The organism is Microbispora sp. KK1-11, assembly GCF_006874435.1.
Taxonomy (GTDB): Bacteria; Actinomycetota; Actinomycetes; order Streptosporangiales; family Streptosporangiaceae; genus Microbispora; species Microbispora catharanthi.
In genome coordinates this window covers 51,500-75,074 of the sequence record NZ_VIRJ01000039.1, presented here as the reverse complement: position 1 = coordinate 75,074, position 23,575 = coordinate 51,500, and the positions used below count along the sequence as shown (strand labels likewise).

Below are 23,575 nucleotides of genomic sequence, written 5' to 3'. Positions count from 1 at the left end.
GAGATGATGGGGTTGATAGGCCGGAAGTGGAAGCGCAGTAATGTGTGGAGCTGACCGGTACTAATAGGCCGAGGACTTGACCATGATGTGCTCGCGTTCACTATGTGATCTCAGAGACAGCAACCGTGTGGTTGTGTGTTTCGTGGGGTTACGGCGGTTATAGCGGCAGGGAAACACCCGGTTACATTCCGAACCCGGAAGTTAAGCCTGCCAGCGCCGATGGTACTGCACCGGGGACGGTGTGGGAGAGTAGGACGCCGCCGGACAATTTTTTGTGGAGGGCCACCCCGGTTTGGGGTGGCCCTTCCGCGTTTCCAGGAGGGGTTGCCCCTTTTTGGGTGCGTGTTTGGTGGTGGGTGGTGCCCCGGCTGGGTTGGCCGGGGCTTTCGCATGTCCAGGGGCTGCCGGCCCGGCACGGTGACGGTCCCTCCCGCGAATAAGCACGCCATACCGCCACCTGGCGATGCGATGGCGTCCCCGTTGATGGCTAGGGTTACGGAGGTGACCGAGCAAATCATCCAGTTGCTGGCCCGCCACCTGCCCGGCTACAGGGTCAGAACCGTCGAACGGCTGGGCGAGGGACAGGACAACGCGGCGTACGAGGTCAACGGTGAGTTGGTCATACGGCAAAGCAAGATCGGCGACTCGGCTCTCCACGGTGATCCCGCTCTCCACGAGGACTCGGCTCTCCACAGCGATCCGGCTTCCCGCGCAGAAGCGGTGAGGCGAGAGGCGGCCTTGCTCGTCGCCGTGAGCGAGCTGTCGCCGCTGCCGGTGCCGCAGCCGATTTTCGTGGACGAGGAGGCGGGCGTCCTCGCGTACCGCAAGCTGCCCGGCCGTCCGCTGAACCTTCACCCGGTCAGGGAGCCCGCGCGTCTGGCGGCTCCCCTGGGCGATTTCCTGAGCCGGCTGCACGCGGCGCCGGTGGAGCGGATGGAGGCGTTCGTGCCGCGTGACAGCTATCCGATGAGTGAGCTTCTCGAGGAGGCCGAAGGGCACTACCGGGACATCGTGGCCCACGTGCCGGCGGCCGACCGGCGGATGGTCGAGGACTTTCTCGGCACCGCGGCCCCCGCGGAGCCCGGTGTGCTGACGTTCTGCCACAACGACCTGGGCAGCGAGCACCTACTGGTGGACGTCGAGGCCAGCGCCGTGACGGGAGTCATCGACTGGACGGACGCGGCCATCGCCGATCCCGCGTACGATCTCGCGCTCGTCTACCGGGACCTCGGACCCGAGGTCTACGGGCGGACGCTGGCGCATTACCAGGGCCGCCACGACGACGCGGACCACGAGCGGGTGCTCTTCTACGCCAGGTGCGCGCTGCTTGAGGACGTCGCGTACGGCCTGTGCTCGGGCGTCCGGTCGTACGCGGACGCAGGTCTGGCCCACCTCGGCCGCACCTTCTCCTGAGGGCATCGTCGATCGCCCGCGACTACGACCAGGCGTCCGCCTCCCATCCCTCGATCGGCACCGCCTGGTGATCACTCGATCAGTCAGGTGCGGAGCCTGGGCGGCCGGCCGGATCGCCTCAGTCAGGAGTCCCGGGCCAAGGGCGGCGGTCAGCCGCTGACCAATCGGTAGCCCACTCCTCGGACGGTCTGGATCATCGTGTCCTCCACGTCGCCGAGCCGCGCGCGCAGGCGCTTGACGTGGACGGCGATGGTGTTGGTGGACATGCCGTCGTTCGAGTGCCAGACGTTGCGCATGATCTGCTCGCGGGTGACCGTTCTGTCCGCGTTGCGCATCAGATAGTGCAGCAGTTCGAACTCGCGCAGTGGCAGGTGCACGACGCGCCCGCCGACCCTCACCTGGTATGCCGTCACGTCGAGCTCCACGTCGCCGATCGTCAGCACGGTCCTGTGGCCGTCCTGCCGGCGGAAGGCCGCCTGGACGAGGGGGAGAAGCTCGGGCACGCGGTAGGGCCTGGCCACGCAGGCCGTGGCGCCCGCCTCCAGAGCCTGCAGGGCCTGCTCGGCGTCGCTCCCGAAGTCGATGCCGAGCAGGACGGGCACGGCTCGCATGAGCCGTACGGCGCGGACGAAGTCGACGGGGCCGACGATCGGGAGGGAGGCGCAGATCAGCACGGCGTCGGGCCGGAGCGCCCCGGCCTGCAGCAGCGCCTGGGCGCCGTCCGGTACGCCGGTCACGTCGACGCCCGCGGCCTGCATGGCCGCCGAGAGCTGCCGCACCAGACCCGCGTCCGGATCGGCCACCAGGAGCATGGGCGCCGTCCGAGTGTCCCCCTCCACTGCGGGTGCCGTCACCCAGGTCCCTCCAATGCTGTCAGCAGGAAGCGGTCGTCACCCGAAGCGGCCCGTGATGTAGTCCTCGGTTGCCTTCTCGGCCGGATTGGTGAAGATCTTCGAGGTCTCGTCCATTTCGACGAGCTTGCCGGGCTGCCCCTGCGCGGCCAGGTTGAAGAACGCGGTCTTGTCGCTGACCCGGGCGGCCTGCTGCATGTTGTGCGTCACGATCACGATCGTGTAGTCCTGCTTGAGCTGGGAGATCAGGTCCTCGATCGCCAGCGTCGAGATGGGGTCGAGCGCCGAGCACGGCTCGTCCATGAGCAGCACCTGCGGGCGTACGGCGATGGCGCGGGCGATGCACAGGCGCTGCTGCTGACCGCCCGACAGGCCCGCGCCCGGCTTGTTGAGCCGGTCCTTGACCTCGTTCCAGAGGTTGGCGCCCTTGAGCGACTCCTCGACGATGCCGTCCAGCTGCGAACGGGAGTAACGGCCGTTGAGCCGCAGGCCCGCGGCCACGTTGTCGAAGATGGACATCGTGGGGAAGGGGTTCGGGCGCTGGAACACCATGCCGATGGTCCGGCGGACCGACACCGGGTCGATGTCCGCGCCGTACAGGTCCTGCTCCTCGAGGCGGACCTTGCCCTCGACCCGGGCGCCGGGGATGACCTCGTGCATCCGGTTGAGGGTCCGCAGGAACGTGGACTTGCCGCAGCCGGAGGGGCCGATGAAGGCCGTCACCGATCGGGGCTCGATCGTCATCGAGATGCCCTCGATCGCCTTGTGCGAGCCGTAGTAGGCGTCGAGGCCCGCGACCTCGATCTGCTTGGCCATTCCTTACCTCCTCCTCGCGGGCGAACGCCACCAGGTGATGAGGCGTGCGACCAGGTTGAGCAGCATGACGATCAGGATCAGCGTGAGCGCGCCGGTCCAGGCCCGGTTGATCGCGGTGTCCGTGGGGCGGCCGGCCTGATCGAAGACGTACAGCGGAAGCCCCATCTGGGGCCCGTTGAACGGGTCGTTGTTGATGGAGTCGGTGATGAAGACGGTCAGCAGCAGCGGCGCGGTCTCACCGGCGACGCGGGCCACGGCCAGCATGACGCCGGTCACGATCCCGGTGAAGGCCGTGGGCAGCACGACCTTGACGATGGTGCGCCACTTGGGCACACCCAGCGCGTACGACGCCTCACGCAGCTCCCGGGGGACCAGGCGGAGCATCTCCTCGGCCGACCTGACCACGACCGGCATCATCAGGATCGACAGGGCGAGCGCGCCGGCGAAGCCGGAGAACGGCATGCCGAGCACGAGGATCCAGAAGGCCAGGACGAAGAGCCCGGAAACCACGGAAGGGACGCCGGTCATGACGTCCACGAAGAAGCTGATCGTGCGCGACAGCCGTCCGCCCTCGCCGTACTCGACGAGGTAGACGGCGGTGAGCAGGCCGATCGGGACCGCGATGAGCGAGGCGAGCAGGACCTGTTCGAGCGTGCCGATGATGGCGTGGTAGGCGCCGCCGCCCGCGTCGCGCGCCCCGATGTTGCGCATGGAGTGGGTGAGGAACTCCATGTCGAATCGGCCGATGCCGTTCTTGACGACGAGCCACAGCACCGACAGCAGCGGGATGACCGCGAGCGCGAACGCCAGGTAGACGAGCACCTGGACGAGGCGGTCCTTGGCCCGACGGGCCGCGGAGATGGGCTGGATTCCGGTCTGTACGGTCACGCTGCGGCCCTCGCGTACTCCTTGCGGCGGGCGATGACGAAGCGGGCGGCCATGTTCACCAGCAGGGTGATGAGGAACAGGACGAGACCCGAGGCGATCAGCGCGCCGCGACCCACCTCGGTCGCCTCGCCGAAGCCGTTGGCGATGTTGGCGGCGATGCTGTTGCCATAGGGGCCGAGGATCTGGAACGAGATCTTGAACGTCGCCGGGAAGATGAGCGCGACCGCGATCGTCTCGCCCATCGCGCGGCCGAGGCCGAGCATGGCGGCGCTGATGACGCCGGGCCGGCCGAACGGCAGGACCGACATCCTGATCATCTCCCAGCGCGTCGCGCCGAGCGCGAGCGCGGCCTCTTCCTGCATCTTGGGGGCCTGCAGGAAGACCTCGCGGGAGATCGCGGCGATGATCGGCAGGATCATGATCGCGAGCACGAGCGACGCGGTGAGCATGCTCTTGCCGACCACGGTGTCACCGCCGAACAGCGGGATCCAGCCGAGGTAGTCGTTGAGGAACTTCGACGGGCCGAGCATGAACGGCACGAGGAAGGTGACGCCCCACAGGCCGTACACCACGCTGGGGACCGCCGCGAGGAGGTCCACCACGTAGCCCAGGACGGAGGCGAGCCGCCGGGGCGCGTAGTGCGAGATGAACAGCGCGACCCCGACCGCCACCGGGGTGGCGATGACCAGCGCGAGCAGCGAGCTCAGCAGGGTGCCGAAGGCGAGAGCCCCGATCCCGAAGACGGGCTGGGTGGCGTTCGGCTGCCAGGTCAGTTCGGTCAGGAAGTGGGACGTGTTCGCCTGGAGGGCGGGGACGGCCTTGACGACCAGGAACACCCCGATCGCGGCCATGATCGCCAGAAGGACGACCCCGGCCCCGGTCGAGGCGAAGCGGAACGGGCCGTCGCCGCGGCTGCGCCGGAAGGCGGACCGGCGCATGGCCGGCCCGCTCTCCCTGGTTCTGGTTGGTGTCGCCATCTGGTTAGGCGATCGCCTCGACCGCGGTGCGGACCTTGGCGAGCAGGCTCGACGGCAGCGGGGCGTAGCCGAGGCTGGTCAGCGCCTGCTGGCCCTCGTCGCTGGCGGTGTAGGTGAGGAACGACTTGACCAGCTTCGCGTCCTCGGCCGCCAGGCCCTTCTCACAGGTGATCTCGTACGTCACGAGCACGATCGGGTAGGCGCCCGCGGCCTTGGTGGCGTAGTCGATCGAGAGCTTGAGGTCGTTGCCGGTGCCCTCGATCTGGGCGGCCTCGACGGTCTTGGCGGCGCTCTCCGGGGTGAGCTCGACGTACTCGCCGGCGCCGTTGGCGACCTTGGCCTTCTGGAGCTGGGAGTTCTCGGCGAAGGACAGCTCGACGTAGCTGATCGCGCCCTCGGTGCTCTTGACGCTGGAGGCGATGCCGTCCGAGCCCTTCGAACCCTGGCCCTGCGCCTCGGCCGGCCACGCCTTCGCGGGCTCGTACGGCCAGTCGGCGGTGGCCTTGAGGAACTTGGTGAAGTTGTCGCTGGTGCCGGACTCGTCCGAGCGGTGGAACGCCTGGATGGCGGTCGAGGGCAGCTTGGCGTCGGGGTTGTCGGCCTTGATGGCCGGGTCGTCCCACTTGGTGATCTTGCTGTTGAAGATGCCGCCGATGGTCTTCGGCGAGAGCTGCAGGCCGTCCACACCCGGCAGGTTGTAGACGACGGCCACCGGGCCGGTCACCATCGGCAGGTTGATGGCCTTCCCGGTCTTGCAGCGGGCGTCGGCCTGGGCGGGCTCGCCCTTGTCCTCCTTCAGGGCCGAGTCGGAGCCGGCGAAGGCAACGGTGCCCTGGATGAACGCCTGGACGCCGGCGCCGGAGCCGCTCGGGTTGTAGTTGATGCTGACGCCGGGGTTCGACGACTGGAAGTTCTTCTTCCACTCCGCGATGGCGTTCGCCTGGGCCGAGGAGCCGGCGGCGTTGATGGTGCCCTTCGCGGTGTCGTCGCCCTGCACGGGAGCGGCGGCGCTGGAGGTGCCCCCCGCGGTGCTCGTGTTGTCATCGGTCCCGCATGCGGCGAGCGAGAGCACGCCGGCGATGGTGGCGGCGGCGAGCCGGCCTGCATACTTCACGGTTGTTCCTCCCCATGTCTTCTCAACATGAGGGACGGTAGGGAGCCAAGGTGACCTAAAACCTTGGTAAAGGTGAACGGGTAATGAACGGGCCCAGTCGCTCTTGTGTGACCCCAGAAGAGATAACGGCCAGGTCACGGGCGTGATGGGAGAGGATTGAGTTCATGAAGCGTGTATGTCTGGTCTGCATGGGGAACATCTGCCGATCGCCGATGGCCGAGGTCGTGCTGCGCCGTACGCTGGCCGAACGCGGGCTCGACGTCGAGGTGGACAGCGCCGGCACCGGCGGCTGGCACGCGGGGGAGCCGATGGACGAGCGGGCACTGGCGACGCTGGCCGACCACGGCTACGACGGCTCGTCCCACCGGGCCCGCCAGTTCGACCGGGCGTGGTTCGCCGAGCGTGACCTCATCCTCGTGATGGACCGGGACAACCTGCGCGCCGTACGCCGGATCGCCCCGCCGGACGCGGACGTCCGGCTGCTGCGGTCGTTCGACCCGGCGGCTCCCGAGGACGCCGAGGTGCCCGACCCCTACTACGGCGGACGCGAGGGCTTCGTCGAGGTGCTGCGGATGGTCGAGGCCGCCTGTGAGGGGGTGGCGAAGTACCTTGAGGATCACTAGGGATCTCGGCGGCGGACACGCCTGGACGCTGCACGAGGGCGTGCTCGGCGACGGCCGCAGGGTGTTCGTCAAGAAGGGCGCCGGCAAGAAGGACGCGTCCGCCGTCCTCGACAGCGAGGCGGCGGGGCTGCGCTGGCTGGCCGAGCCGGGAGCGGTCGCCGTCCCCGAGCTGGTCGCCGCGGACGGCGGCACGCTGGTGCTGGAGTGGATCGACACCGTTCCCGCGACGGCCGGGGCCGCCGAGCGGTTCGGGCGTGAGCTGGCCGCCCTGCACGCGGCCGGGGCCGCGGACTTCGGCGCCCCCTGGCCCGGCTACATCGCCGAGCTTCCGATGGGCAACGAGCCCGCGCCGGACTGGCCGTCGTTCTACGTGTCCCGCCGCGTGCTCCCGTTCGTACGGCTCGCGCGCGACCGCGGCGCGCTGTCGGCCGCGGACGCGGAGCTGGTCGAGGAGGCGTGCGACCGGGTGGCGGAGGTCGCCGGGCCGGCCGAGCCGCCGAGCCGGATCCACGGCGACCTGTGGAGCGGGAACCTGCTGTGGTCGGCGGACGGGGTCGTGCTGGTCGATCCGGCCGCCCACGGCGGCCACAGGGAGACCGACCTCGCGATGCTGGCGCTGTTCGGGGCGCCGCACCTCAACACGATCCTCGCCGCCTACCGTGAGGCGGCGCCCCTCGCGGACGGCTGGCGCGAACGCGTGCCGCTGCACCAGCTCCACCCGCTCGCCGTCCACGTCTGCCTGTTCGGCGAGGCGTACCGCGGCAGCCTCCTCACCGCCGCGGGCGACGTGCTGGCGTTGTAGGGCTCAGCGGGGGGACAGGCGCTTGAGTACCTCGTCGTGGAGCAGGCCGTTCGTGCAGACGAGGTTGCCGCCGTCGAGGGGAGGGGTGCCGTCGAGCGAGGTGCAGGAGCCGCCGGCCTCCTCCACGATGATCGTGAGCGCGGCCATGTCCCAGGGGGAGAGCTCGGGCTCGGCGGAGATGTCCGCCGCACCCTCGGCGACCATCATGTGCGACCAGAAGTCGCCGTAGCCGCGGGTGCGCCAGCACTCCCTCGTGAGGTCGAGGAACGGCTCGAGCCGTCCGGCCTTCTCCCATTCCTCGATGTCGGAGAAGGAGAAGGAGGCGTCGTCGAGGCGGCCGACCGAGGACACCTCGCAGCGCGTGGCCTTGCTCATACTCCGCCCGGTCCACGCGCCGCTCTCCTTGGCGGCCCACCAGCGGCGGCCGAGAGCCGGGGCCGATACCACGCCCACGACGACCTTGCCGTGCTCCATCAGCGCGATCAGCGTGGCCCACACGGGGACTCCGCGTACGTAGTTCTTGGTGCCGTCGATCGGGTCGACGATCCAGGAGCGCATGCCGTAGCCGGTCATCCCGAACTCCTCGCCCACGACGGCGTCGCGGGGCCGGGCACGGCGCAGCGTGCCGCGGATCGCCTCCTCCACGGCCCGGTCGGCGTCGCTGACCGGGGTGAGGTCGGGCTTGGTGTCGACCTTGAGGTCCACGGCCTTGAAACGGCGCATCGTGATGTCGTCGGCGGCGTCCGCCAGCAGATGCGCGAGGTGCAGGTCGTCGCGGTACTCCGTCACAGGCCCAACGTATCGTGCCGCGACCTGCTCACATCAGAGGATGGATCGCTCCGAACCGTACCAGCCGGTAACATCCCGGCCATGGACATCGGCGCCTTCATGCTCGACAGCGTCCCGTTCGCGCGGCTGCTCGGCATCACGTTCGACTCGATCGGCACCGGTGAGGCGGTCGCCCGCCTGGCCGACCGGGGAGACCTGCACAACCACGTCGGCGGCCCGCACGCGGGCGCCCTGTTCACGCTGGCCGAGACAGCCTCGGGCGCGGCCATGCTGTCGGCCTTCGGCGACCAGCTGTCCCGGGCCGTGCCACTGGCGACCGAGGCGAGGATCGGCTACCGCAAGCTCGCCATGGGCGAGGTCACGGCCGCCGCTACCCTCCGGGCCGAGCGGGAGGCGGTCGTCGCCCGGCTGGACGCGGGGGAGCGGCCCGAGTTCGAGGTCGCCGTCGAGATCCGCAACGCCGAAGACGTCGTCGTCTCGGAGATGACCGTCTGCTGGACCCTGCGTCCCAACCGCAAGGGGTGACCCCTCACTCGGCCAGCAGGTCGTCCGGTGAGGAACGGGCGAGACCGGCGAGGGTGGCCAGGGCGCGTGCCAGCGTCTCGGCCGGGGGCGAGGCCAGGCCGAGGCGGACGGCGTTCGGCGTGCGGTTGTCGCCGACGGCGAAGGCCGCCGCCGGAGTGACGGCGATGCCGTGCCGCGCGGCGGCGGCCACGAACGTGTCGGCCCGCCACGGAGGCGGCAGCTCCCACCAGCAGTAGTAGGACCGGGGATCGCCGCGGACGGCGAACTCCCCCAGATGGCGCGTCGCGATCTCCTGCCGGGCCTCGGCGTCCCGCCGCTTGCCCCGGCTCAGCGACTCCACGACGCCGTCGCCGGCCAGCCGGACCGCCGCCTCCAGCGCGAACCGCGGCGGCGCGGAGCCTCCCGCATGCAGCGCCGCGGTCACCTTTGGCACGACGGCCTCGGGCACGACCGCGAATCCGACGGTCAGCCCGGGCGCGAGCCGCTTGGAGAGGCTGTCGACGAGGATCGTGCGCTCGGGCGCCACGGCGGCCAGCGGGGGCGGCTCGTCCCGGAGGAACGACCAGATGCCGTCCTCGATCGCGGGCACGTCCAGCCGCGCGAGCACGGCCGCGAGCTCGGCGCGGCGCTCGACCGGCATGGTGAGCGACAACGGGTTGTGCAGCGTCGGCTGGAGGTAGACCGCTCTCAGCGGAGCCTTGCGGGCCGCGGCCTCCACCGCCTCGGGCACCAGGCCGGCCTCGTCGACCGGCAGGGGCACGAGGGTGACCCCGAGCCGGGTGGCGATGGTCTTCACGACAGGGTAGGTGAGCTCCTCGACGCCCAGCCGTGCCCCCGGCGGGACCAGCGCGGCGATGACGGCCGCGATCGCCTGGCGTCCGTTGCCGGCGAAGAGCAGCCGCGCCGGGTCGGGGCGCCAGCCGGCGCGGGCGAGCAGGTCCGCGACGGCCTCGCGGGCGTGGAAAGTGCCCGCCGCGCCCACCGGCCGCATGGACGCCTCCAGCACATCGGGACGCAGCAGCGGCCTGAGGCCGTCCCCGAGCAGGCGGACCTGCTCGGGGATGACGGGATAGTTGAGTTCGAGGTCGATCCTGGTGCCGCTCGGTTCGGCCAGGGCGGTCCCGGGACGGCGGGCGGAGGCGCGGACGAAGGTGCCGCGGCCGACCTCGCCGACCGTCAGGCCGCGGCGGGTCAGCTCCGCGTAGACGCGCGCCGCCGTGGAGCCGGCGATGCCGCGCCGCCGCGCGAAGTCCCGCTGCGGAGGCAGCCGGTCTCCCGGCCTGAGCCGCCCGGCCGCGATGTCCGCCGCCACCTCGTCGGCCAGCTCCCGGTAGTCCTCCACCGCCGCCTCCTCTCCGCGCCACGGTGAACGCATCCAAACACAATATTGCTCCGAGAGCAATATTGAATATTGCATTCTTTGTGAGTGGTCCAATAGCCTGAGAAAGCCGTCCGGGCCGGCACTGATGACCTGCGAGGAGAGGGCGGCGTCATGGTCGAGACGAACGCGGTGCTGGGGGTCGTGTCCGTGGCGCTCGGAATGGTGCTTTCGCCGGGCCCGAACATGATGTATCTCGTGTCGCGCAGCATCAGCCAGGGACGCCGGGCCGGAATCATCTCGTTGAGCGGAGTCGTCGCGGGGTTCCTCGTCTATCTGACGGCGGCGAATCTCGGCCTGGCGGCGCTGTTCGCCGCGTTTCCGCAGGTCCTCACCGCGATACGGCTGGCCGGAGCGGGTTATCTGATATGGCTCGCCTGGAAGACGGCCGGGCCCGGCGGCGCTTCGGTGTTCACCGTGCGGGACGTGCCGCACGACCCGCCGCCCCGGCTTTTCGCCATGGGGCTGATGACGAACCTGCTCAACCCGAAGATCGCCATTCTGTATATCTCCGTCATTCCGCAGTTCGTCGATATCGGAGCGGGGAACGTGCTTTTCCAGGGCGTCGTTCTCGGCCTTTTCCAGATCGCGGTGGCCGCGACGGTGAACCTGTCGATCGTGCTGGCCGCCGGAAGCGTCGCGGGTTTCCTGGCGCACCGGCCGGCGTGGCTGCGAGCCCAGCGGATCGTCATGGGGAGCATGCTCGGAGCACTCGCCGTAATGCTCGCTTTCAGCCGGAGCGCGTCGTTCTAGTCCTCGCCGGCCTAGTCTTCGTCGGCAGAGCCCTCGCGGCTGGCGAGCAGCCGCCGCAGGGACTCCAGGCGGGTGGGATCCGCGTGCCCCTCGGCGACGTAGCGGTCGAGGGCGCAGTCGTCCCCGAGGTGGGTGCAGCCCTTGGGGCATTCGGTGGTGGCGTCCACCAGGTCGGGGAAGGCGGCGAGCACGGTCTCCACCGAGATGTGGGCGAGCCCGAAGCTGCGTACGCCGGGGGTGTCGATGATCCAGCCGCCCTCCGGCAGTTCCAGGGCGACCGCGGAGGTGGAGGTGTGCCTGCCCCGGCCGGTCACGGCGTTCACGTGGGACACGGCCCGGCGGGCGTGCGGCACTAGCGCGTTGACCAGAGTCGACTTGCCGACCCCGGAGTGGCCGACGAGCACGCTGATGCGGTCCGCGAGCGCCTCGCCCAGGTCGTCGAGCGGGCCGCCCTTGTGGACGACCATGTACGGCACGCCGAGGGGCTCGTACAGCGCCACGAGGTCCTCGGCGGGGGCCAGGTCGGCCTTGGTGAGGCACAGCAGCGGCTCGATGTCGGCGTCGAAGGCCGCGACGAGCATCCGGTCGATCATCCGGGGGCGCGGCGGGGGATCGGCGAGCGCGGTGACGATGACCAACTGGTCGGCGTTGGCGACGATGGGGCGCTCGATGTCGTCCACGTCGTCGGCGCTGCGGCGCAGCATCGAGGTGCGCTCCTCCACGCGGACTATGCGCGCCAGCGTGTCGGGCTGCCCGGTCACGTCGCCCACCAGCGCCACGCGGTCGCCCACGACGATGCCCTTGCGGCCGAGCTCGCGGGCCTTCATCGCCACGACGAGCGTCCGCTCGCCCCTCCGCCTCTTCGGCGTGGTGGAGCCGGGGACGCCCTCGCCGACCAGGCAGGTGTAACGACCGCGGTCGACGGCCACCACGAAGCCCTCGACGGCCTCACTGTGGGCAGGCCGAATCCGGGTCCGGGGCCGTGAGCCCTTGCCCGGCCTGACCCTGACGTCGTCCTCGTCGTATTGCCGCTTTCTCAGCGTCCGCGCCCCGATCGCCCGACGGGGACCAACCCGCCGCTCATGCCGTCTCCTCGCCTGGCGGCTCGGAGTCGCATGAGCGAATCGCGCTGTGCCTACTGATTCGCTCGCTTCGCTCGCTCATGCCGTCTCCTCGCTGCCCAGCATCGCGGCCCACATGCGCGGGAACTCGGGCAGTGTCTTGGCGGTCGTCGCGATGTCCTCGACCTCGACGCCCGGCACGGCCAGGCCGATGACCGCGCCCGCCGTGGCCATGCGGTGGTCGGCGTACGAGTGGAAGACGCCGCCGGTCAGCTGCCGGGGGTGGATGTCCAGGCCGTCGTCGGTCTCCCGGGCGTCGCCGCCCAGCCGGTTGATCTCCGTGGCCAGGGCGGTGATCCGGTCGGTCTCGTGCCCCCGGATGTGCGCCACGCCCCGGATGCGGGACGGTCCTTCGGCCAGCGCCGCAAGCGCGGCGATCGTGGGGGTGAGCTCGCTGACGTCGCGCAGGTCGGCGTCGATGCCCCGCACCGGGCCCTCGCCGGTCACCCGCAGGCCCTCCGGCAGCCGCTCGACTCGCGCGCCCATCTCGGCGAGCAGCCCGCGAAGCGCGTCGCCGCCCTGCGTCGTCTCCTCCGGCCAGTCCGGCACGACGACGGAGCCCCCGGTGACCAGGGCCGCCGCGAGGAAGGGAGCGGCGTTGGACAGGTCGGGCTCGACCGTGACGTCCCTCGCCCGGATCGGGCCGGGCTGCACCCGCCACACGTCGCGCTCGGAGTCGTCCACCTCGACCCCCGCCTGGCGCAGCATCTGCACGGTCATCTCGATGTGCGGCATCGACGGGACGGGCGGGCCGCTGTGCCGCACCGTCACGCCCTTCTCGAAGCGCGCGGCGGCCAGCAGCAGGCCGGAGACCATCTGCGAGGAGACCGACGCGTCGAGGGTGACCTCGCCGCCCGGGATCGGCCCGCGGATCGTGAACGGCAGCGCGTCGTTGTCCACCGACGCGCCGAGCGCGCGCAGCGCGCCCAGGATCGGGCCCATCGGCCGCTTGCGCGCGTGCGGGTCGCCGTCGAAGAAGACCGGTCCGTCGGCCAGCGCGGCGACCGGCGGCACGAACCGCATGACGGTCCCGGCCAGCCCGACGTCGATCGACGACCCGCCGCGTACGGGATGCGGGGTCACCGACCAGTCCACGCTGTCGGCGCTCTCGTTGGACGGCGTCATCTCGGTGCCGAGCGAGCGCAGCGCGGCCGCCATCAGGTCGGCGTCGCGGCTGCGCAGCGCGAGCCGTACGGTGCCGGGGGCGTCGGCCAGCGCGGCGAGCAGCAGCGCGCGGTTGGTCACCGACTTCGAGCCGGGCAGGCGGACCGTCGCGCGGACCGGCTCGGCGGCCACCGGGGCGGGCCAGAGCGGTGCGGCGGCGTTCTTCTCGACGCCGTTCTGATCGCTGCCGTGCGGCACGGCGCCGCCGGACGCGGACTGCGGAGAGGCCATGCCGCAAGCTTAGTGCGCGCACACTCATCCGCACCGTCGCGAGAGCGCGTGCGGCCCGCGCGAGTGGCAGTCTTGGTGGCATGTGCGGGAGGTACGCGTCTGCGCGCAAGAAGCAGGAGTTGCTGGAGGAGTTCCAGGTCGAGCTGGACGGGGTGCCCGACCAGGTGCCCGGTGGCGAGCTCCGGCCCGACTACAACGTCGCGCCCACGAAGAACGTCTACGCGGTCATGAGCCGCGTGCCGAAGGACGACGGCGGCGACAGCAAGGGCGGCGAGCCCATCAGGCAGCTTCGGGTGGTCAGGTGGGGGCTCGTGCCGAGCTGGGCCAAGGACCCGTCGGTGGGCTCGCGAATGATCAACGCCAGGGTGGAGACCGTGGCGGAGAAGCCGTCCTACCGCAGGGCGCTGAAGTCGCGGCGTTGCCTGATCCCGGCGGACGGCTACTACGAGTGGATGCCGCTGGAGGGCAAGAGGAAGCAGCCGTTCTTCATCCACCCCGCCGACGGCGGCGTGCTGGCGATGGCCGGCCTGTACGAGTTCTGGAAGGACCCCACCCGCGCGGACGACGACCCGCTGAAGTGGCTGTGCACCTGCACGGTGATCACCACCACGGCGACGGACAAGCTGGGCCGCATCCACGACCGCATGCCGATGATGGTCGAGCGCGACCGCTGGACGGAGTGGCTCGACCCGCGCGTGACCGACCCCACCGGCCTGCTCGTCCCGGCCGGCCCCGACCGGCTGGAGGCGTACGCCGTGTCGGACGCCGTCAACAGCGTCCGCCACAACGGCCCCGAGCTCCTCGAGCCCCTGGAAGGCGACGACGTTCCGCGGCTCCTCTGACCGGTCCCCGCACGGGGACGTTCCCGGCCCGGATACGGGCGGAGCCGTTCCCGCTGTCCTATGGCGGACAACCTGTTGATCGGAGTCAGGGCCGGACATACGCTCCGGTGGCGCTTGCACGACATGTACGTAACCCGCCACTCTCAGTCATCTGGAGCGTTACATGTCCCTGACGAACGACCTCACGCGCACACCGGCCGAGCCGAGAACGGTCGGCTTCGGCCCGCTGGAGGCGGCGGTCGACTACACGAGGCTGCGAGACCTCCCCCAGAGCAAGTACCCCGAATACTTCAACCGCGTCTACCGCCTGTTCACCGGGCTGGAGATCGACATCTGGTCCCAGATCGCGCAGTACCAGGGTGAGGACAAGCTCTGGCTGGCCCACGCCCTCCACCTCTACGGCACCAACATGGACGAGCTCCCCGAGGACTTCGACCACACCGCGGCGGTGTCTCGCCTGATCGGCCGGGCGACCCTGCGTACGGCCATGCCGGGCGCCGAGAACGACGCGTTCGAACGGGAGGTGCTGCGGGCGAGCGGATGGGTGTCGGCGGCGGTCGTCCGGAAGCTCGCCCCGCCCGACAGCGCGGTGGCGGCGAAGCTGAACTCCATCTACAACCCCCCGGGCTCCAAGCCGGATGGCGAGGGGAAGACGAAGGTCGGTCCGCTGCAGGAGAGCGTGCTCAAGGAGCTGGCCGACCTGCTGGCGAAGGTGGTGGACGAGCAGCTGCGGCACTGGGCGCCGCCCACGGGCACGCGGTCCGAGCCGGAGTCGCTCGATCACCTCAGGCGCATCGCCGAATTCCTCCAGCTGTTCGTCACCGTCGGGCTCCGGCCGTACGCGGACGCCTGGGAGGAGGGGCCCTACTTCGACGGCTTCCGTTACGGCGAACGCCTGCAGAGCACCTGGGAGCTGCCCGCCGGGCCCGCCGAGCGGCTGAACTGGATGATGAACAGGGCGCAGGCGGTCGGCTGGGACAGGCAACGAGGGGCGCTGCTCGCCAAGGCGAACTACGACGCCACCCGTTCCGGCGACCGCGAGACGTTGCGCGCCCTGCTGCGGGAGCGGCTGTCGACCGACGCGACCCTGAGCAGGAGGGTCGGCTACATGATCAAGCTGACCGCTGCGCACAGCGGAGGCGAGGGCAACATCTCCGTTCAGCCGATCTTCCCGAGTCCCGCGTGGGGGACGAAGTCCGACTGGCGCTGGCGGGTGATCAGAACGCTCGTGCACGAGCTGATGCACCGGCTCGCCCACCCCCGCTTCAGGGAGTCGGCGGCGAAGATCCGGCACGACCAGATCATCGGCGAGGGCTTCGTCGACCTGCTGACCGTGGACGTCTACACCCAGCTCTGGGACGCGGTGTCCAGGTCGGGCAGGGGTGCGCAGGTCCTGCTCAAGGGTCTCGACGCGACCAGGGAGCCGGACCCGTCGTTCCTGAAGGTCGGCTACGGCGAGGCGGGGACCTCGGCGGCGGCGATCCGCGACCTCGTGGGCGACGACAACGTCCGCGCGGCCTTCTTCCTCGGCGCGACGCACCTCATCGGACTGCCCGCGAGCCAGTGAGCCCGCACCGGTGAGCCCGCACCTGCGGGCGGCTGCCGGGCAGGTCAGGGGTGTAAGCGACGCGCGAAGTGGGCATCCGTTCGAGAAAGCGGTCGCGCGATAGGTGACCGGCCGCTGACCGTCCAGGGGACCGGGGGCTCCTGGACGGGTGACTCCCCCACTCCCGGAGGTGCGGATCCGTGGACGTCGCGACCGCGCGTATGCGCCTGGAAAGCATGCTCGCCGAGCTCGACCGGTCGATCAGCGTGCTGCGCGGGGATCCGGTCGCCGGGCGCGACAGGTCCCTCGCCGACGCGGGAGCCGACCTCACCGACGCCGACCGGACCCGGGCCATGCTCGACGCCGCGTCCCGGCAGCGTACGGCCGTGCTGGCCGCGCTGCGCCGGCTGGACGACGGCGGTTACGGCCGCTGCGTCGACTGCGGCACGCTCGTGCCCGAGGGCAGGCTGGAGGCCCGCCCCGAGGCGGCCCGCTGCGTGCAGTGCCAGTCACGGGCCGAGCGCCGCAGGTGACCCGCCCGAGCGCCTGTCCGAGCACCGTTCGGGAGAGCGTTCACATCGGCTTGCGGGCGCTGGCCACCAGGTGGATGCCGACCGTGTCGTCGCCGTCGGCCTCGGTCTCGAGCTCGGTGCGGACCAGCCAGGACAGCGACTTGCTCTCCGTGCTCAGCACGTGGTCGACGGTGGAGGGGGACAGCACGGTGCGCGGGCGCACCCACTCCACCTCGAGGCCGGCGCCGGTGATCAGCTCGCGAATCTGCTGGCTGGTGAAGCAGCGGGTGATGCTGCCGTCGGGCCAGGGGATGAGCATGACCTCGCCCGTCTGGCACAGGTGCGCCCAGTAGTTCTGCTCGGCCAGGATCGCCATCCCGAGGACCAGCGAGTCGACGCACAGCAGCGCGCGCCCGCCTGGCCGCAGCACCCGGGCCACGTCCTCGATGACGGACTCCGCCATGATCTCGACCGACAGTACGCGCTCCTCGGCGATCACACCGTCCACGCAGCCGTCGGGCAGGAAGCCGAGGTTGTCGGCGCGCACCTTCTGTATGCGGTCGGAGGCGTCGCGCAACCACGGTTCCGCCGGCCTGCGGAAGTCCATGACCTCGATCACCCGGTGACCGGCGCGCGCCGCCTGGGCCGGCCACCGCCCCCGTCCGCCGGACAGGTCCAGCAGCAGGGAGGGGCGGCCGGGCAGCCACTGGCGCAGCTGTTCGGCGACGACCGCGTGATAGAAGGTCCAGTACGGCCCGAGTGTGCCCGAGCCGTTGAGTTCGTTGGCCGGTATAGGCAGCACGAGCGACTCCTGGACTCTGGCTGCCCCGCGCATGGGCGTACGGCAGCGAAACTCGGTTTCCGGGCTACCAAGCCGGTGCTTACTTTTTTCCCCGCACCGGGTCGTTCGTCACCTCAATCTGCACCGGGAACAGACTCTACGCCCGCCCTGTTGCAGTTGGGCATGAAGACGTTGGTGCTGCCAGAAGGCCTCGACGGGCTGGACGTTGCCGGGCCGGTATCCTCGGCTGGGAACGTTGTCCTTAAGGGGGTGGGTCCGGTCTCCAAGACAGCCGAGGAGACTCTGGAGCAGCGCAGCGAGCGGTTCGAGCGCGACGTCATGCCGTTTCTCGATCAACTGTACTCAGCCGCGCTCCGGATGACCCGAAACGCAGCGGATGCGGAGGATCTCCTGCAGGAGACCTTCGCCAAGGCGTTCGCCTCCTTCCACCAGTTCCAGGAGGGGACGAACCTCAAGGCCTGGCTCTACCGCATCCTCACCAACACGTTCATCAACAGCTACCGGAAGAAGCAACGGGAGCCCAAGCAGGCGGGCACCGAGGAGATCGAGGACTGGCAGCTCGCCCGGGCGGAGTCGCACACGTCCAGCGGGCTGAAGTCGGCCGAGATCGAGGCGCTCGAGCACCTTCCCGACAGCGACGTGAAGGACGCTCTCGCCGCGCTCCCCGAGGAGTTCCGCATCGCCGTCTATCTGGCGGACGTGGAGGGCTTCCCGTACAAGGAGATCGCCGAGATCATGGGCACGCCCATCGGGACCGTGATGTCGCGCCTCCACCGTGGCCGCCGGCAGCTGCGCAACCAGCTCGAGGACTACGCGCGCGATCGCGGCCTCGTGCGGTCGGACTCCCGCGGCGCGGGTCTCGGCGGGACGCTTGGCGAGGAGGAGCGATGAGCTGCGGGAACCACCACGACACCCCGTGTAGCGAGGTGCTCGACCGGGTGTACACCTACCTGGACGGTGAGCTGGACAGCGACCGTATCGCCGAGATAAGGAAGCACCTCGACGAGTGCTCCCCCTGCCTGGGGGAGTACGGCCTCGAAGAGGCCGTCAAGCGGCTCGTGGCCAAACACTGCGGGTGCGACCCCGTCCCGCAGGACCTGCGCAGCAAGGTGCTCAGCCGGATCGAGCAGGTACGCGCCGAGATGGCCGACTAGCTCGGCGGTTCCGAGGGGCGACGGCCGGGCGGCGCGGCATCCGCCGCGTCCTGTCCCCCGAGAGTCGCGCCTCCGTCGCGGAGGCGTGATCGGGCCGTGCCGGGGCAATGCTCGTTAGGATCTTCCGTTACAGGCCGGGAAGGGCGGGGACATGCGGGCACTGGTCACGGGCGGGGCGGGGTTCATCGGATCCACCCTCGTCGATCGGCTGTTGGCGGACGGCCACGAGGTCGCGGTGGTGGACGACCTGTCGTCCGGCCACGTGCGCAACCCCGACGCCCCCCTCCATGTCATGGACGTGCGCGACCCCGCGCTCGCGGAGCTCGCCGAACGCTGGCGGCCGGAGGTCGTCTGCCACCTCGCCGCGCAGATCAGCGTGCGCAGGAGCGTGGCCGACCCGGTGACCGACGCCGGGATCAACGTCGAGGGCACGGTGAACGTCCTGGAGGCCGCCCGCCGCGGCGGGGCCCGCAAGGTCGTCTACGCGTCCTCGGTCGCCGTCTACGGCAGGCCTGCCGTGATTCCGGTCCCGGGCGACGCCCCCACCGATCCCCGCTCGCCGTACGCCGCCTCCAAGCTCGGCGGTGAGCTGTACCTCGCCACCTACCGGGCGCTGCACGGGCTCGAATACACCACGCTCGTGCTGTCGAACGTCTACGGGCCGCGCCAGTCGCCCGAGGGCGAGGCCGGGGTGGTCGCCATCTTCACCGACGCCCTGCTCGCGGGAAAGCCCACGGTCGTGTACGGCGACGGCTCCCAGACGCGCGACTACGTCTTCGTGGAGGACGTGGTGGACGGCTTCGCCCGCGCCTGCGGGCCCCACGGCGACGGCCGCCGTTTCAACCTCGGCACCGGCGTCCAGACCACCGACCGTGAGCTGCACAGCCTGATCGCCGCGGCGGCCGGAGCACCCGACGAGCCGCGCTTCGAGCCCCCTCGCATGGGCGACCTCCCCGCGATGGCCGTCGACCCCGCCCCGGCGTACGAGGCGCTCGGCTGGCGTCCCCGGCACGACCTGCCCACAGGCCTCAAGGCCACCGTCGAATGGGCCCGCCAGGCGCTCGTCTGACCGCTTTCATTACCAGATGCGGCGTGCTAGTAGTCGGGCATGCCAAGATCACCGCTCGTCGCGGCCGTGCTGGGGGCCCTGCTCGCGATCTGCGTGGCGGGGGCAGCCGCGCTGACGCTCGCGCTCACGTCGTCGGCCCCGGCCGCCGCCCCCGCCGTCGTACCCCGGCCGACTCCGCCGTCCTCCTCGGACGACCCGGAGGAAGAGGCGGAAGAGGATCCGGGGCAGCGCCACTCGGCAGGGACGTCATGGCCGCTGCGGATCGATAGGGAGATCCGTGAGGAGCTCGCGGGGGCGGTCCGCCGCGCGGGAGCTCCCACAGACGCGGCGGACGTGGCAGGCGGAGGAACCGTCTACTACGGAATCATCTATGGCGAGAGCGAGGCGACGGACGAGTTCTACGTCGTCGCGATGCTCGACCGCCTGCACTACTGGACGAAGCAGGGCCCCGGAGAGTGGCGCTACCAGGGCGCCTACGACGCCCGGGTGTGCGTCCCGCCGGTGCCCGCGAAGATGTACGCCAGCTGGGGCCTCAGCTTCTCGACGTCGGGTCCGCAGCAGGTGTGCGCCGGTTGAACCGGCCGGCCGGGGTGGACGTCTCAGCAGTGTGATGCGTTCGCGCCGGGCCGCAGTCCTCCTCGTCGCCGTCGCCATGTGGGCGGGAGCCGTGCCGGCCGCGTGCGCTCCGGAGCCGAGGGCGGTGCCGGACGCGTGCCCGCAGCGCTGGAGCGGCGAGGGCATCGGCGGCTGGGTGCCGGCCGCCGTGGATGTGGACGGCGCGGACGAGTCGCTGGTGCCCGGCTCGCCGGTCCGGGCGCTGATCTGCGCCTATCCCGGCGTCAACATGGATCCGGGCGGCGAACGGCCGGCGCTGTGGGTGGGCAGCGCCGAGGAGGTGAACTCCTGCGTCACGACGACGAACGGCACGGTCAGGACCCGCTCGTACGCCGGGAAGGCCCTGACCGCCGCCTACCGGGAGGGGACGTGGCGTGGGTGACGACTACCGGCTCGTGTTCGGTTACGAGGAGGGGCCGCCCGTGGGCGTGCACATCCGGTACGGCTGCACGCCGAGCGTCGACAACGGCATGCTCCAGGCGGACGTGGACGACGACGTCCGTCGGCTGATGGCCGGGCTCGCCCCGTGAAAAGGCACTGACAAACCGGTGCAATTGCACGCGGTGTGATGGCTTGGTTACGGTTTGGCTGCGATGGTCGCGACATCCCGGACCGGCAGTCGGCCCTTCTGTAGCCTGAGTGCGACATCGACGTGGAGGCGGCGCAATGCTTGGGAAGACCGTCGTCAGGCTGATAGTGGCGCTGGCGCTGCTCACTCCGGTGGTGGCTCTGGCCGGTCTCGCGGCCGGCACCCCGGGGATCTCCTGGACGTAGTCACTGCCCGTGGGCCGGTCCGGCAGGGCCGGCCCACGGGTCCGATCCGCATTCAAGGTGGCCGCCATGCGGGAACTTCCGTGGCCCGCCAGGGTCTACTTCGTCGCACTCGTCGGAACCGCCGGTCTCGTGATCACGCGCGGTCTCCTCGCGCATCACGGGCTCGTGGCGGAGGACTGGTCGGCGCTTCTCGTCCTGGCGCTGCTCTTCCTGCTCTGCGAGTCGGTGCCGACGCTGCTCAACGTGCCGCACGTCGCGGTGTCGGTGAGCTTCTCCGCCGCGCTGGCCGCCGTGGTGCTCGTCGGCCCGGAGGGCGCCGCCCTGGTCGGGCTGGCCGCGGTCGTGAGCGTGCGTCCCGGCCTGCCGATGGTGAAACGGCTGTTCAACGGCGGGCAGTACGCCCTGTGCGGGTACGCCGCCGGATGGGCCTACGAGAGCGCGGGAGGACGGGCCCACCTGCCCGAGCCGGCCGACTTCCCGGGCATCCTCGTGCCGTACGCCGCGGCGACGGTGGTCTTCGTGGCCGTCAACTTCGCGCTGACCGCGGTCATCCTCCGGCTGGCGTCCGCGGTGCACAAAGACCAGGTCTCGCTCCGCGCGATGCTGCAGTTCCTGAGCTCCTACGTCGGCTTCGCCACCTTCGGACTGCTGATCGCGGCCCTGTGGTCGACGGTGCAGTCGATCTCGGCCGTGCTCGTGCTGCTGCCGCTGTTCGTGGCCCGGTGGGCCTTGGGGCACTACCACGCCGAGCAGCGGGCGTACGACGCGACCATCGCGGCGCTGTGCCAGGCGGTGGAGACGAAGGACTACTACACGCGCGGGCACTGCACGCGGGTCTCAGCGGCCTCCTCCATGATCGCTGAGGAGATCGGGATGGGCACCGAGCGGCTGCGCGCGATCCGGTACGCGGGCATGCTCCACGACGTGGGCAAACTCGGCGTACCGACCAAGGTGCTGCAGAAGGACGGCCGCCTGACCGAGGAGGAGTACGCCGCGATCCAGCTCCATCCGATGCGCGGGCTGGAGATCGTGCGGGGCATCGACTTCCTCGACGAGGCGTTCGCCGGGATCATGCACCACCACGAACGACATGACGGGAAGGGCTACCCGATGGGCCTGGCCGGCTCGGAGATCCCCGAATTCGCCCGGATCATCGCGGTGGCCGACGCGTTCGACTCCATGACCTCCGACCGCTCCTACCGCAAGGCCAAGTCGATCGAGTTCGCGGTGGCCGAGCTGCGCAAGAACGCCGGAACACAGTTCGACCCCGACATGGTGTGCGCGTTCGTCAAGGCGCTCGACCGGCACGGCTGGGACCTGGCGCAGCCGGTGCCCGTGCCGCCGGACGACGCCGCCGTGGAGACCACCGTGAAGGACCACGACGACCCGACGACGCCCATCCAGGTGGTGTCGGAGCGGTGAGGGAGCGTCGGCTGACGGTCAGACCGGTGGGGCTCGACTCGGGCCAGCTCCTGCTCATCTGCGCCGCGGGGATGCTGACCGTGGCGGGGATCGCCCACACCGCGGCGGAGGGCCTGACCGACCCGCGGGTCGCCATCGGGTTCGGCGCGCTCATCGCCGCAGGCGAACTGGCCCGGCTCACGATGCCCGGCAACCGCGAGGTCGCTCCGATCTCCACCGCCGCATCCCTCGGGTACGCCCTGCTGCTCGACGTGGGCGGACGGCCTGCGCACCATTCGGCCCTGCAGGTCGTGGCGGTGATGTCGGTCGGCATGATCGCGGGCGGGCTGCCGCACCTGGCGGTCGGCCGGCCGCCGCGTCTCGACGCGATGGCCCGGCGGCTGCTCGCCGGGTCGCTGCTCGCCTTCGCCTACCGGCCGCTCACCGGCCCGCTGGGGGAGCTCGCGGGAGACACGGCCGACCGGCACGGGAACTGGTGGCCGGCGCTCGGCGTGATGGCCGTGCTCGTCACGGTCATGCTCGCGGCCGACGTGGTGATCGCCGCCATGCTCAGGGCCGACCAGGTCAGGACCGTGTTCGTCGTGGCCGTACGGGACGAGATCAGGATGGCCGCGCCGCTCGGCGCCGCCGTCGCGGCGTCGGGCATCCTGCTCGCGCTCGCCTCGCACAGCATGGACATGACCGCGCTGCCCGCGTTCGCCGCGCCGCTGCTCGTCACGCAGGTGGCGTTCCGCAAGTACGCAGGCATCCGGGCGACCTACCTGCAGACCGTGCGCGCGCTGAGCCGGGTCACCGAGGTCGGCGGGTATGTCGAGCCGGGCCACTCGCGCCGCGTCAGCCAGCTGTCGGTCGCCATCGGCCGGGAGCTGGGCATGGCGGAGCCGCAGCTGCTTGAGCTGGAGTACGCCGCGCTCATGCACGACATCGGCCAGCTCTCGCTGCGCGACCCGATCCCCGGCGGCGCGACCGTGCTGGCCGACCCCGCGCAGGCGCGGCGGATCGCCGAGCTGGGCGCCGAGGTGATCAGGAAGACCGGCGTACTCCACGGCGTCGCGGAGATCGTCCGGCGGCAGTGCGACACGCTCGGCGAGTCCCCGCCGATGGCCAGCCGCATCATCAAGGCCGCCAACGCGTACGACGACCTCGTGGGCGGCTCGACCGACAGGGACCGCGCGGCGGCGGCGCTGGAGCGGCTGCGCCTCGACGGCGGGTCGGCCTACGACCCCGGAGTGGTGGAGGCGATGGCGCGCGTCGTCGACCGACTCGTGCTCGTCACGCGCTTGTAGCAGACATAGCATCGGAACGCCTCCAACGGCGCGCCGGGCCTGTCGTCGTTGTGGCGACCCTACAGATTCGGCCCCCGCGTTCAGTCGGAACGGGCGGGGGGACGGAGC

26 protein-coding genes and 2 rRNA genes are annotated in these 23,575 nt (G+C 70.8%); 18 read left to right on the top strand and 10 right to left on the bottom strand.

Annotated elements, in window-relative coordinates:
• The 3 genes from FLW16_RS37785 to FLW16_RS37775 form a co-directional block, all read left to right on the top strand.
• Window positions 1–84 (top strand): 23S ribosomal RNA (locus tag FLW16_RS37785); the annotation flags it as partial.
• Window positions 85–149: 65 nt separating this feature from the next.
• Window positions 150–266, top strand: a 5S ribosomal RNA gene (rrf, locus tag FLW16_RS37780).
• Between the two features lie 235 nt (window positions 267–501).
• Window positions 502–1,413 (top strand): phosphotransferase family protein, encoded by a 912-nt coding sequence (locus FLW16_RS37775; RefSeq protein ID WP_185949768.1) that lies wholly within the window; start codon window positions 502–504, stop codon window positions 1,411–1,413.
• Window positions 1,414–1,562: 149 nt separating this feature from the next.
• Here the strand turns inward: FLW16_RS37775 and FLW16_RS37770 are convergent, their stop codons facing one another.
• Genes FLW16_RS37770 through pstS form a run of 5 tightly spaced genes read right to left on the bottom strand, consistent with a single transcriptional unit; the run spans window position 1,563 to window position 6,059 of the window.
• Window positions 1,563–2,267, bottom strand: coding sequence for a response regulator transcription factor (locus FLW16_RS37770; protein WP_260616033.1), 705 nt, complete (start codon window positions 2,265–2,267; stop codon window positions 1,563–1,565).
• 36 nt (window positions 2,268–2,303) lie between these two features.
• Window positions 2,304–3,080 (bottom strand): phosphate ABC transporter ATP-binding protein PstB, encoded by a 777-nt coding sequence (gene pstB, locus FLW16_RS37765; RefSeq protein ID WP_142565741.1) that lies wholly within the window; start codon window positions 3,078–3,080, stop codon window positions 2,304–2,306.
• Between the two features lie 3 nt (window positions 3,081–3,083).
• On the bottom strand, window positions 3,084–3,968 hold the full coding sequence (gene pstA, locus FLW16_RS37760) for a phosphate ABC transporter permease PstA (RefSeq protein WP_142565739.1): 885 nt from the start codon (window positions 3,966–3,968) through the stop codon (window positions 3,084–3,086).
• Complete coding sequence (pstC, locus tag FLW16_RS37755; protein ID WP_142565737.1) at window positions 3,965–4,945, bottom strand: phosphate ABC transporter permease subunit PstC; 981 nt, start codon at window positions 4,943–4,945, stop codon at window positions 3,965–3,967. The genes pstA and pstC overlap by 4 nt, the downstream gene beginning before the upstream one ends.
• A 4-nt stretch (window positions 4,946–4,949) precedes the next feature.
• Complete coding sequence (pstS, locus tag FLW16_RS37750) at window positions 4,950–6,059, bottom strand: phosphate ABC transporter substrate-binding protein PstS (RefSeq protein ID WP_142565735.1); 1,110 nt, start codon at window positions 6,057–6,059, stop codon at window positions 4,950–4,952.
• A gap of 164 nt (window positions 6,060–6,223) precedes the next feature.
• Here pstS and FLW16_RS37745 point away from each other — a divergent pair, with 164 nt between their 5' ends.
• Window positions 6,224–6,682 carry a low molecular weight protein-tyrosine-phosphatase gene (locus FLW16_RS37745; protein ID WP_142565733.1) on the top strand — a complete coding sequence of 153 codons (459 nt, stop codon included), beginning with the start codon at window positions 6,224–6,226 and terminating at the stop codon, window positions 6,680–6,682.
• Window positions 6,669–7,484 carry a fructosamine kinase family protein gene (locus tag FLW16_RS37740; protein WP_142565731.1) on the top strand — a complete coding sequence of 272 codons (816 nt, stop codon included), beginning with the start codon at window positions 6,669–6,671 and terminating at the stop codon, window positions 7,482–7,484. Before FLW16_RS37745 ends, FLW16_RS37740 begins: the two co-directional genes overlap by 14 nt.
• A 3-nt stretch (window positions 7,485–7,487) precedes the next feature.
• Here FLW16_RS37740 and hisN read toward each other — a convergent pair whose 3' ends face one another.
• Window positions 7,488–8,273 carry a histidinol-phosphatase gene (gene hisN, locus FLW16_RS37735; RefSeq protein WP_142565729.1) on the bottom strand — a complete coding sequence of 262 codons (786 nt, stop codon included), beginning with the start codon at window positions 8,271–8,273 and terminating at the stop codon, window positions 7,488–7,490.
• Window positions 8,274–8,354: 81 nt separating this feature from the next.
• Between hisN and FLW16_RS37730 the strand changes: the two genes are divergently transcribed.
• Entirely contained in the window at window positions 8,355–8,798 is a 444-nt protein-coding gene (locus FLW16_RS37730) for a DUF4442 domain-containing protein (RefSeq protein ID WP_142565719.1), read from the top strand.
• Window positions 8,799–8,802: 4 nt separating this feature from the next.
• Here FLW16_RS37730 and FLW16_RS37725 read toward each other — a convergent pair whose 3' ends face one another.
• Window positions 8,803–10,173 (bottom strand): PLP-dependent aminotransferase family protein, encoded by a 1,371-nt coding sequence (locus tag FLW16_RS37725; RefSeq protein WP_260616032.1) that lies wholly within the window; start codon window positions 10,171–10,173, stop codon window positions 8,803–8,805.
• Between the two features lie 117 nt (window positions 10,174–10,290).
• Here FLW16_RS37725 and FLW16_RS37720 point away from each other — a divergent pair, with 117 nt between their 5' ends.
• Window positions 10,291–10,929, top strand: coding sequence for a LysE family translocator (locus tag FLW16_RS37720; RefSeq protein ID WP_142565717.1), 639 nt, complete (start codon window positions 10,291–10,293; stop codon window positions 10,927–10,929).
• Window positions 10,930–10,940: 11 nt separating this feature from the next.
• Here the strand turns inward: FLW16_RS37720 and rsgA are convergent, their stop codons facing one another.
• Together rsgA and aroA are read right to left on the bottom strand one after the other, a co-directional pair.
• Window positions 10,941–11,969, bottom strand: coding sequence for a ribosome small subunit-dependent GTPase A (gene rsgA, locus FLW16_RS37715; RefSeq protein WP_142565715.1), 1,029 nt, complete (start codon window positions 11,967–11,969; stop codon window positions 10,941–10,943).
• 120 nt (window positions 11,970–12,089) lie between these two features.
• Window positions 12,090–13,445 (bottom strand): 3-phosphoshikimate 1-carboxyvinyltransferase, encoded by a 1,356-nt coding sequence (gene aroA, locus FLW16_RS37710; RefSeq protein WP_142565713.1) that lies wholly within the window; start codon window positions 13,443–13,445, stop codon window positions 12,090–12,092.
• 80 nt (window positions 13,446–13,525) lie between these two features.
• Between aroA and FLW16_RS37705 the strand changes: the two genes are divergently transcribed.
• The 3 genes from FLW16_RS37705 to FLW16_RS37695 all read left to right on the top strand — a co-directional run bounded on the left by FLW16_RS37705 (window position 13,526) and on the right by FLW16_RS37695 (window position 16,366).
• Entirely contained in the window at window positions 13,526–14,287 is a 762-nt protein-coding gene (locus FLW16_RS37705) for an SOS response-associated peptidase (RefSeq protein WP_142565711.1), read from the top strand.
• Between the two features lie 163 nt (window positions 14,288–14,450).
• Window positions 14,451–15,854 (top strand): hypothetical protein, encoded by a 1,404-nt coding sequence (locus FLW16_RS37700; RefSeq protein ID WP_142565709.1) that lies wholly within the window; start codon window positions 14,451–14,453, stop codon window positions 15,852–15,854.
• Window positions 15,855–16,033: 179 nt separating this feature from the next.
• Window positions 16,034–16,366 carry a TraR/DksA family transcriptional regulator gene (locus FLW16_RS37695; protein WP_185949767.1) on the top strand — a complete coding sequence of 111 codons (333 nt, stop codon included), beginning with the start codon at window positions 16,034–16,036 and terminating at the stop codon, window positions 16,364–16,366.
• Between the two features lie 40 nt (window positions 16,367–16,406).
• On the opposite strand, the gene FLW16_RS37690 is transcribed toward FLW16_RS37695, so the two are convergent.
• On the bottom strand, window positions 16,407–17,180 hold the full coding sequence (locus tag FLW16_RS37690) for a class I SAM-dependent methyltransferase (RefSeq protein WP_260616031.1): 774 nt from the start codon (window positions 17,178–17,180) through the stop codon (window positions 16,407–16,409).
• Window positions 17,181–17,465: 285 nt separating this feature from the next.
• Here FLW16_RS37690 and FLW16_RS37685 point away from each other — a divergent pair, with 285 nt between their 5' ends.
• From FLW16_RS37685 to FLW16_RS37655, 8 genes are all read left to right on the top strand, one after another.
• Window positions 17,466–18,038 (top strand): sigma-70 family RNA polymerase sigma factor, encoded by a 573-nt coding sequence (locus FLW16_RS37685; RefSeq protein ID WP_396687003.1) that lies wholly within the window; start codon window positions 17,466–17,468, stop codon window positions 18,036–18,038.
• The gene (gene rsrA, locus FLW16_RS37680) at window positions 18,035–18,301 is read left to right on the top strand and encodes a mycothiol system anti-sigma-R factor (protein ID WP_142565705.1); all 267 of its coding nucleotides are present in this window, start codon (window positions 18,035–18,037) and stop codon (window positions 18,299–18,301) included. Before FLW16_RS37685 ends, rsrA begins: the two co-directional genes overlap by 4 nt.
• A gap of 151 nt (window positions 18,302–18,452) precedes the next feature.
• Window positions 18,453–19,370, top strand: coding sequence for an NAD-dependent epimerase/dehydratase family protein (locus tag FLW16_RS37675; protein WP_142565703.1), 918 nt, complete (start codon window positions 18,453–18,455; stop codon window positions 19,368–19,370).
• Between the two features lie 39 nt (window positions 19,371–19,409).
• Window positions 19,410–19,946, top strand: a complete 537-nt coding sequence (locus FLW16_RS37670; RefSeq protein ID WP_142565701.1) for a hypothetical protein — start codon at window positions 19,410–19,412, stop codon at window positions 19,944–19,946.
• 34 nt (window positions 19,947–19,980) lie between these two features.
• The gene (locus FLW16_RS37665; protein ID WP_142565699.1) at window positions 19,981–20,367 is read left to right on the top strand and encodes a hypothetical protein; all 387 of its coding nucleotides are present in this window, start codon (window positions 19,981–19,983) and stop codon (window positions 20,365–20,367) included.
• Complete coding sequence (locus FLW16_RS44140) at window positions 20,360–20,515, top strand: hypothetical protein (protein ID WP_185949766.1); 156 nt, start codon at window positions 20,360–20,362, stop codon at window positions 20,513–20,515. Before FLW16_RS37665 ends, FLW16_RS44140 begins: the two co-directional genes overlap by 8 nt.
• 310 nt (window positions 20,516–20,825) lie before the next feature.
• Window positions 20,826–22,181: an HD-GYP domain-containing protein gene (locus FLW16_RS37660; RefSeq protein WP_142565697.1), complete on the top strand. Its 1,356-nt coding sequence runs from the start codon at window positions 20,826–20,828 to the stop codon at window positions 22,179–22,181.
• Window positions 22,178–23,467 (top strand): HD-GYP domain-containing protein, encoded by a 1,290-nt coding sequence (locus FLW16_RS37655; RefSeq protein WP_260616028.1) that lies wholly within the window; start codon window positions 22,178–22,180, stop codon window positions 23,465–23,467. The genes FLW16_RS37660 and FLW16_RS37655 overlap by 4 nt, the downstream gene beginning before the upstream one ends.
• Window positions 23,468–23,575 lie beyond the last annotated feature (108 nt).

Coding starts and splice junctions, on each gene's coding strand:
- FLW16_RS37690 (WP_260616031.1), bottom strand. CDS start 17,180: ATGCGCGGGGCAGCCAGAGTCCAGGAGTCGCTCGTGCTGCCTATACCG.
- pstC (WP_142565737.1), bottom strand. CDS start 4,945: ATGGCGACACCAACCAGAACCAGGGAGAGCGGGCCGGCCATGCGCCGG.
- FLW16_RS37745 (WP_142565733.1), top strand. CDS start 6,224: ATGAAGCGTGTATGTCTGGTCTGCATGGGGAACATCTGCCGATCGCCG.
- FLW16_RS37725 (WP_260616032.1), bottom strand. CDS start 10,173: ATGCGTTCACCGTGGCGCGGAGAGGAGGCGGCGGTGGAGGACTACCGG.
- aroA (WP_142565713.1), bottom strand. CDS start 13,445: ATGGCCTCTCCGCAGTCCGCGTCCGGCGGCGCCGTGCCGCACGGCAGC.
- FLW16_RS37665 (WP_142565699.1), top strand. CDS start 19,981: ATGCGTTCGCGCCGGGCCGCAGTCCTCCTCGTCGCCGTCGCCATGTGG.
- rsrA (WP_142565705.1), top strand. CDS start 18,035: ATGAGCTGCGGGAACCACCACGACACCCCGTGTAGCGAGGTGCTCGAC.
- FLW16_RS37705 (WP_142565711.1), top strand. CDS start 13,526: ATGTGCGGGAGGTACGCGTCTGCGCGCAAGAAGCAGGAGTTGCTGGAG.
- pstB (WP_142565741.1), bottom strand. CDS start 3,080: ATGGCCAAGCAGATCGAGGTCGCGGGCCTCGACGCCTACTACGGCTCG.
- FLW16_RS37685 (WP_396687003.1), top strand. CDS start 17,466: ATGCCGTTTCTCGATCAACTGTACTCAGCCGCGCTCCGGATGACCCGA.
- FLW16_RS37660 (WP_142565697.1), top strand. CDS start 20,826: ATGCGGGAACTTCCGTGGCCCGCCAGGGTCTACTTCGTCGCACTCGTC.
- FLW16_RS37730 (WP_142565719.1), top strand. CDS start 8,355: ATGGACATCGGCGCCTTCATGCTCGACAGCGTCCCGTTCGCGCGGCTG.
- FLW16_RS37720 (WP_142565717.1), top strand. CDS start 10,291: ATGGTCGAGACGAACGCGGTGCTGGGGGTCGTGTCCGTGGCGCTCGGA.
- FLW16_RS37700 (WP_142565709.1), top strand. CDS start 14,451: ATGTCCCTGACGAACGACCTCACGCGCACACCGGCCGAGCCGAGAACG.
- FLW16_RS37670 (WP_142565701.1), top strand. CDS start 19,410: ATGCCAAGATCACCGCTCGTCGCGGCCGTGCTGGGGGCCCTGCTCGCG.
- FLW16_RS37675 (WP_142565703.1), top strand. CDS start 18,453: ATGCGGGCACTGGTCACGGGCGGGGCGGGGTTCATCGGATCCACCCTC.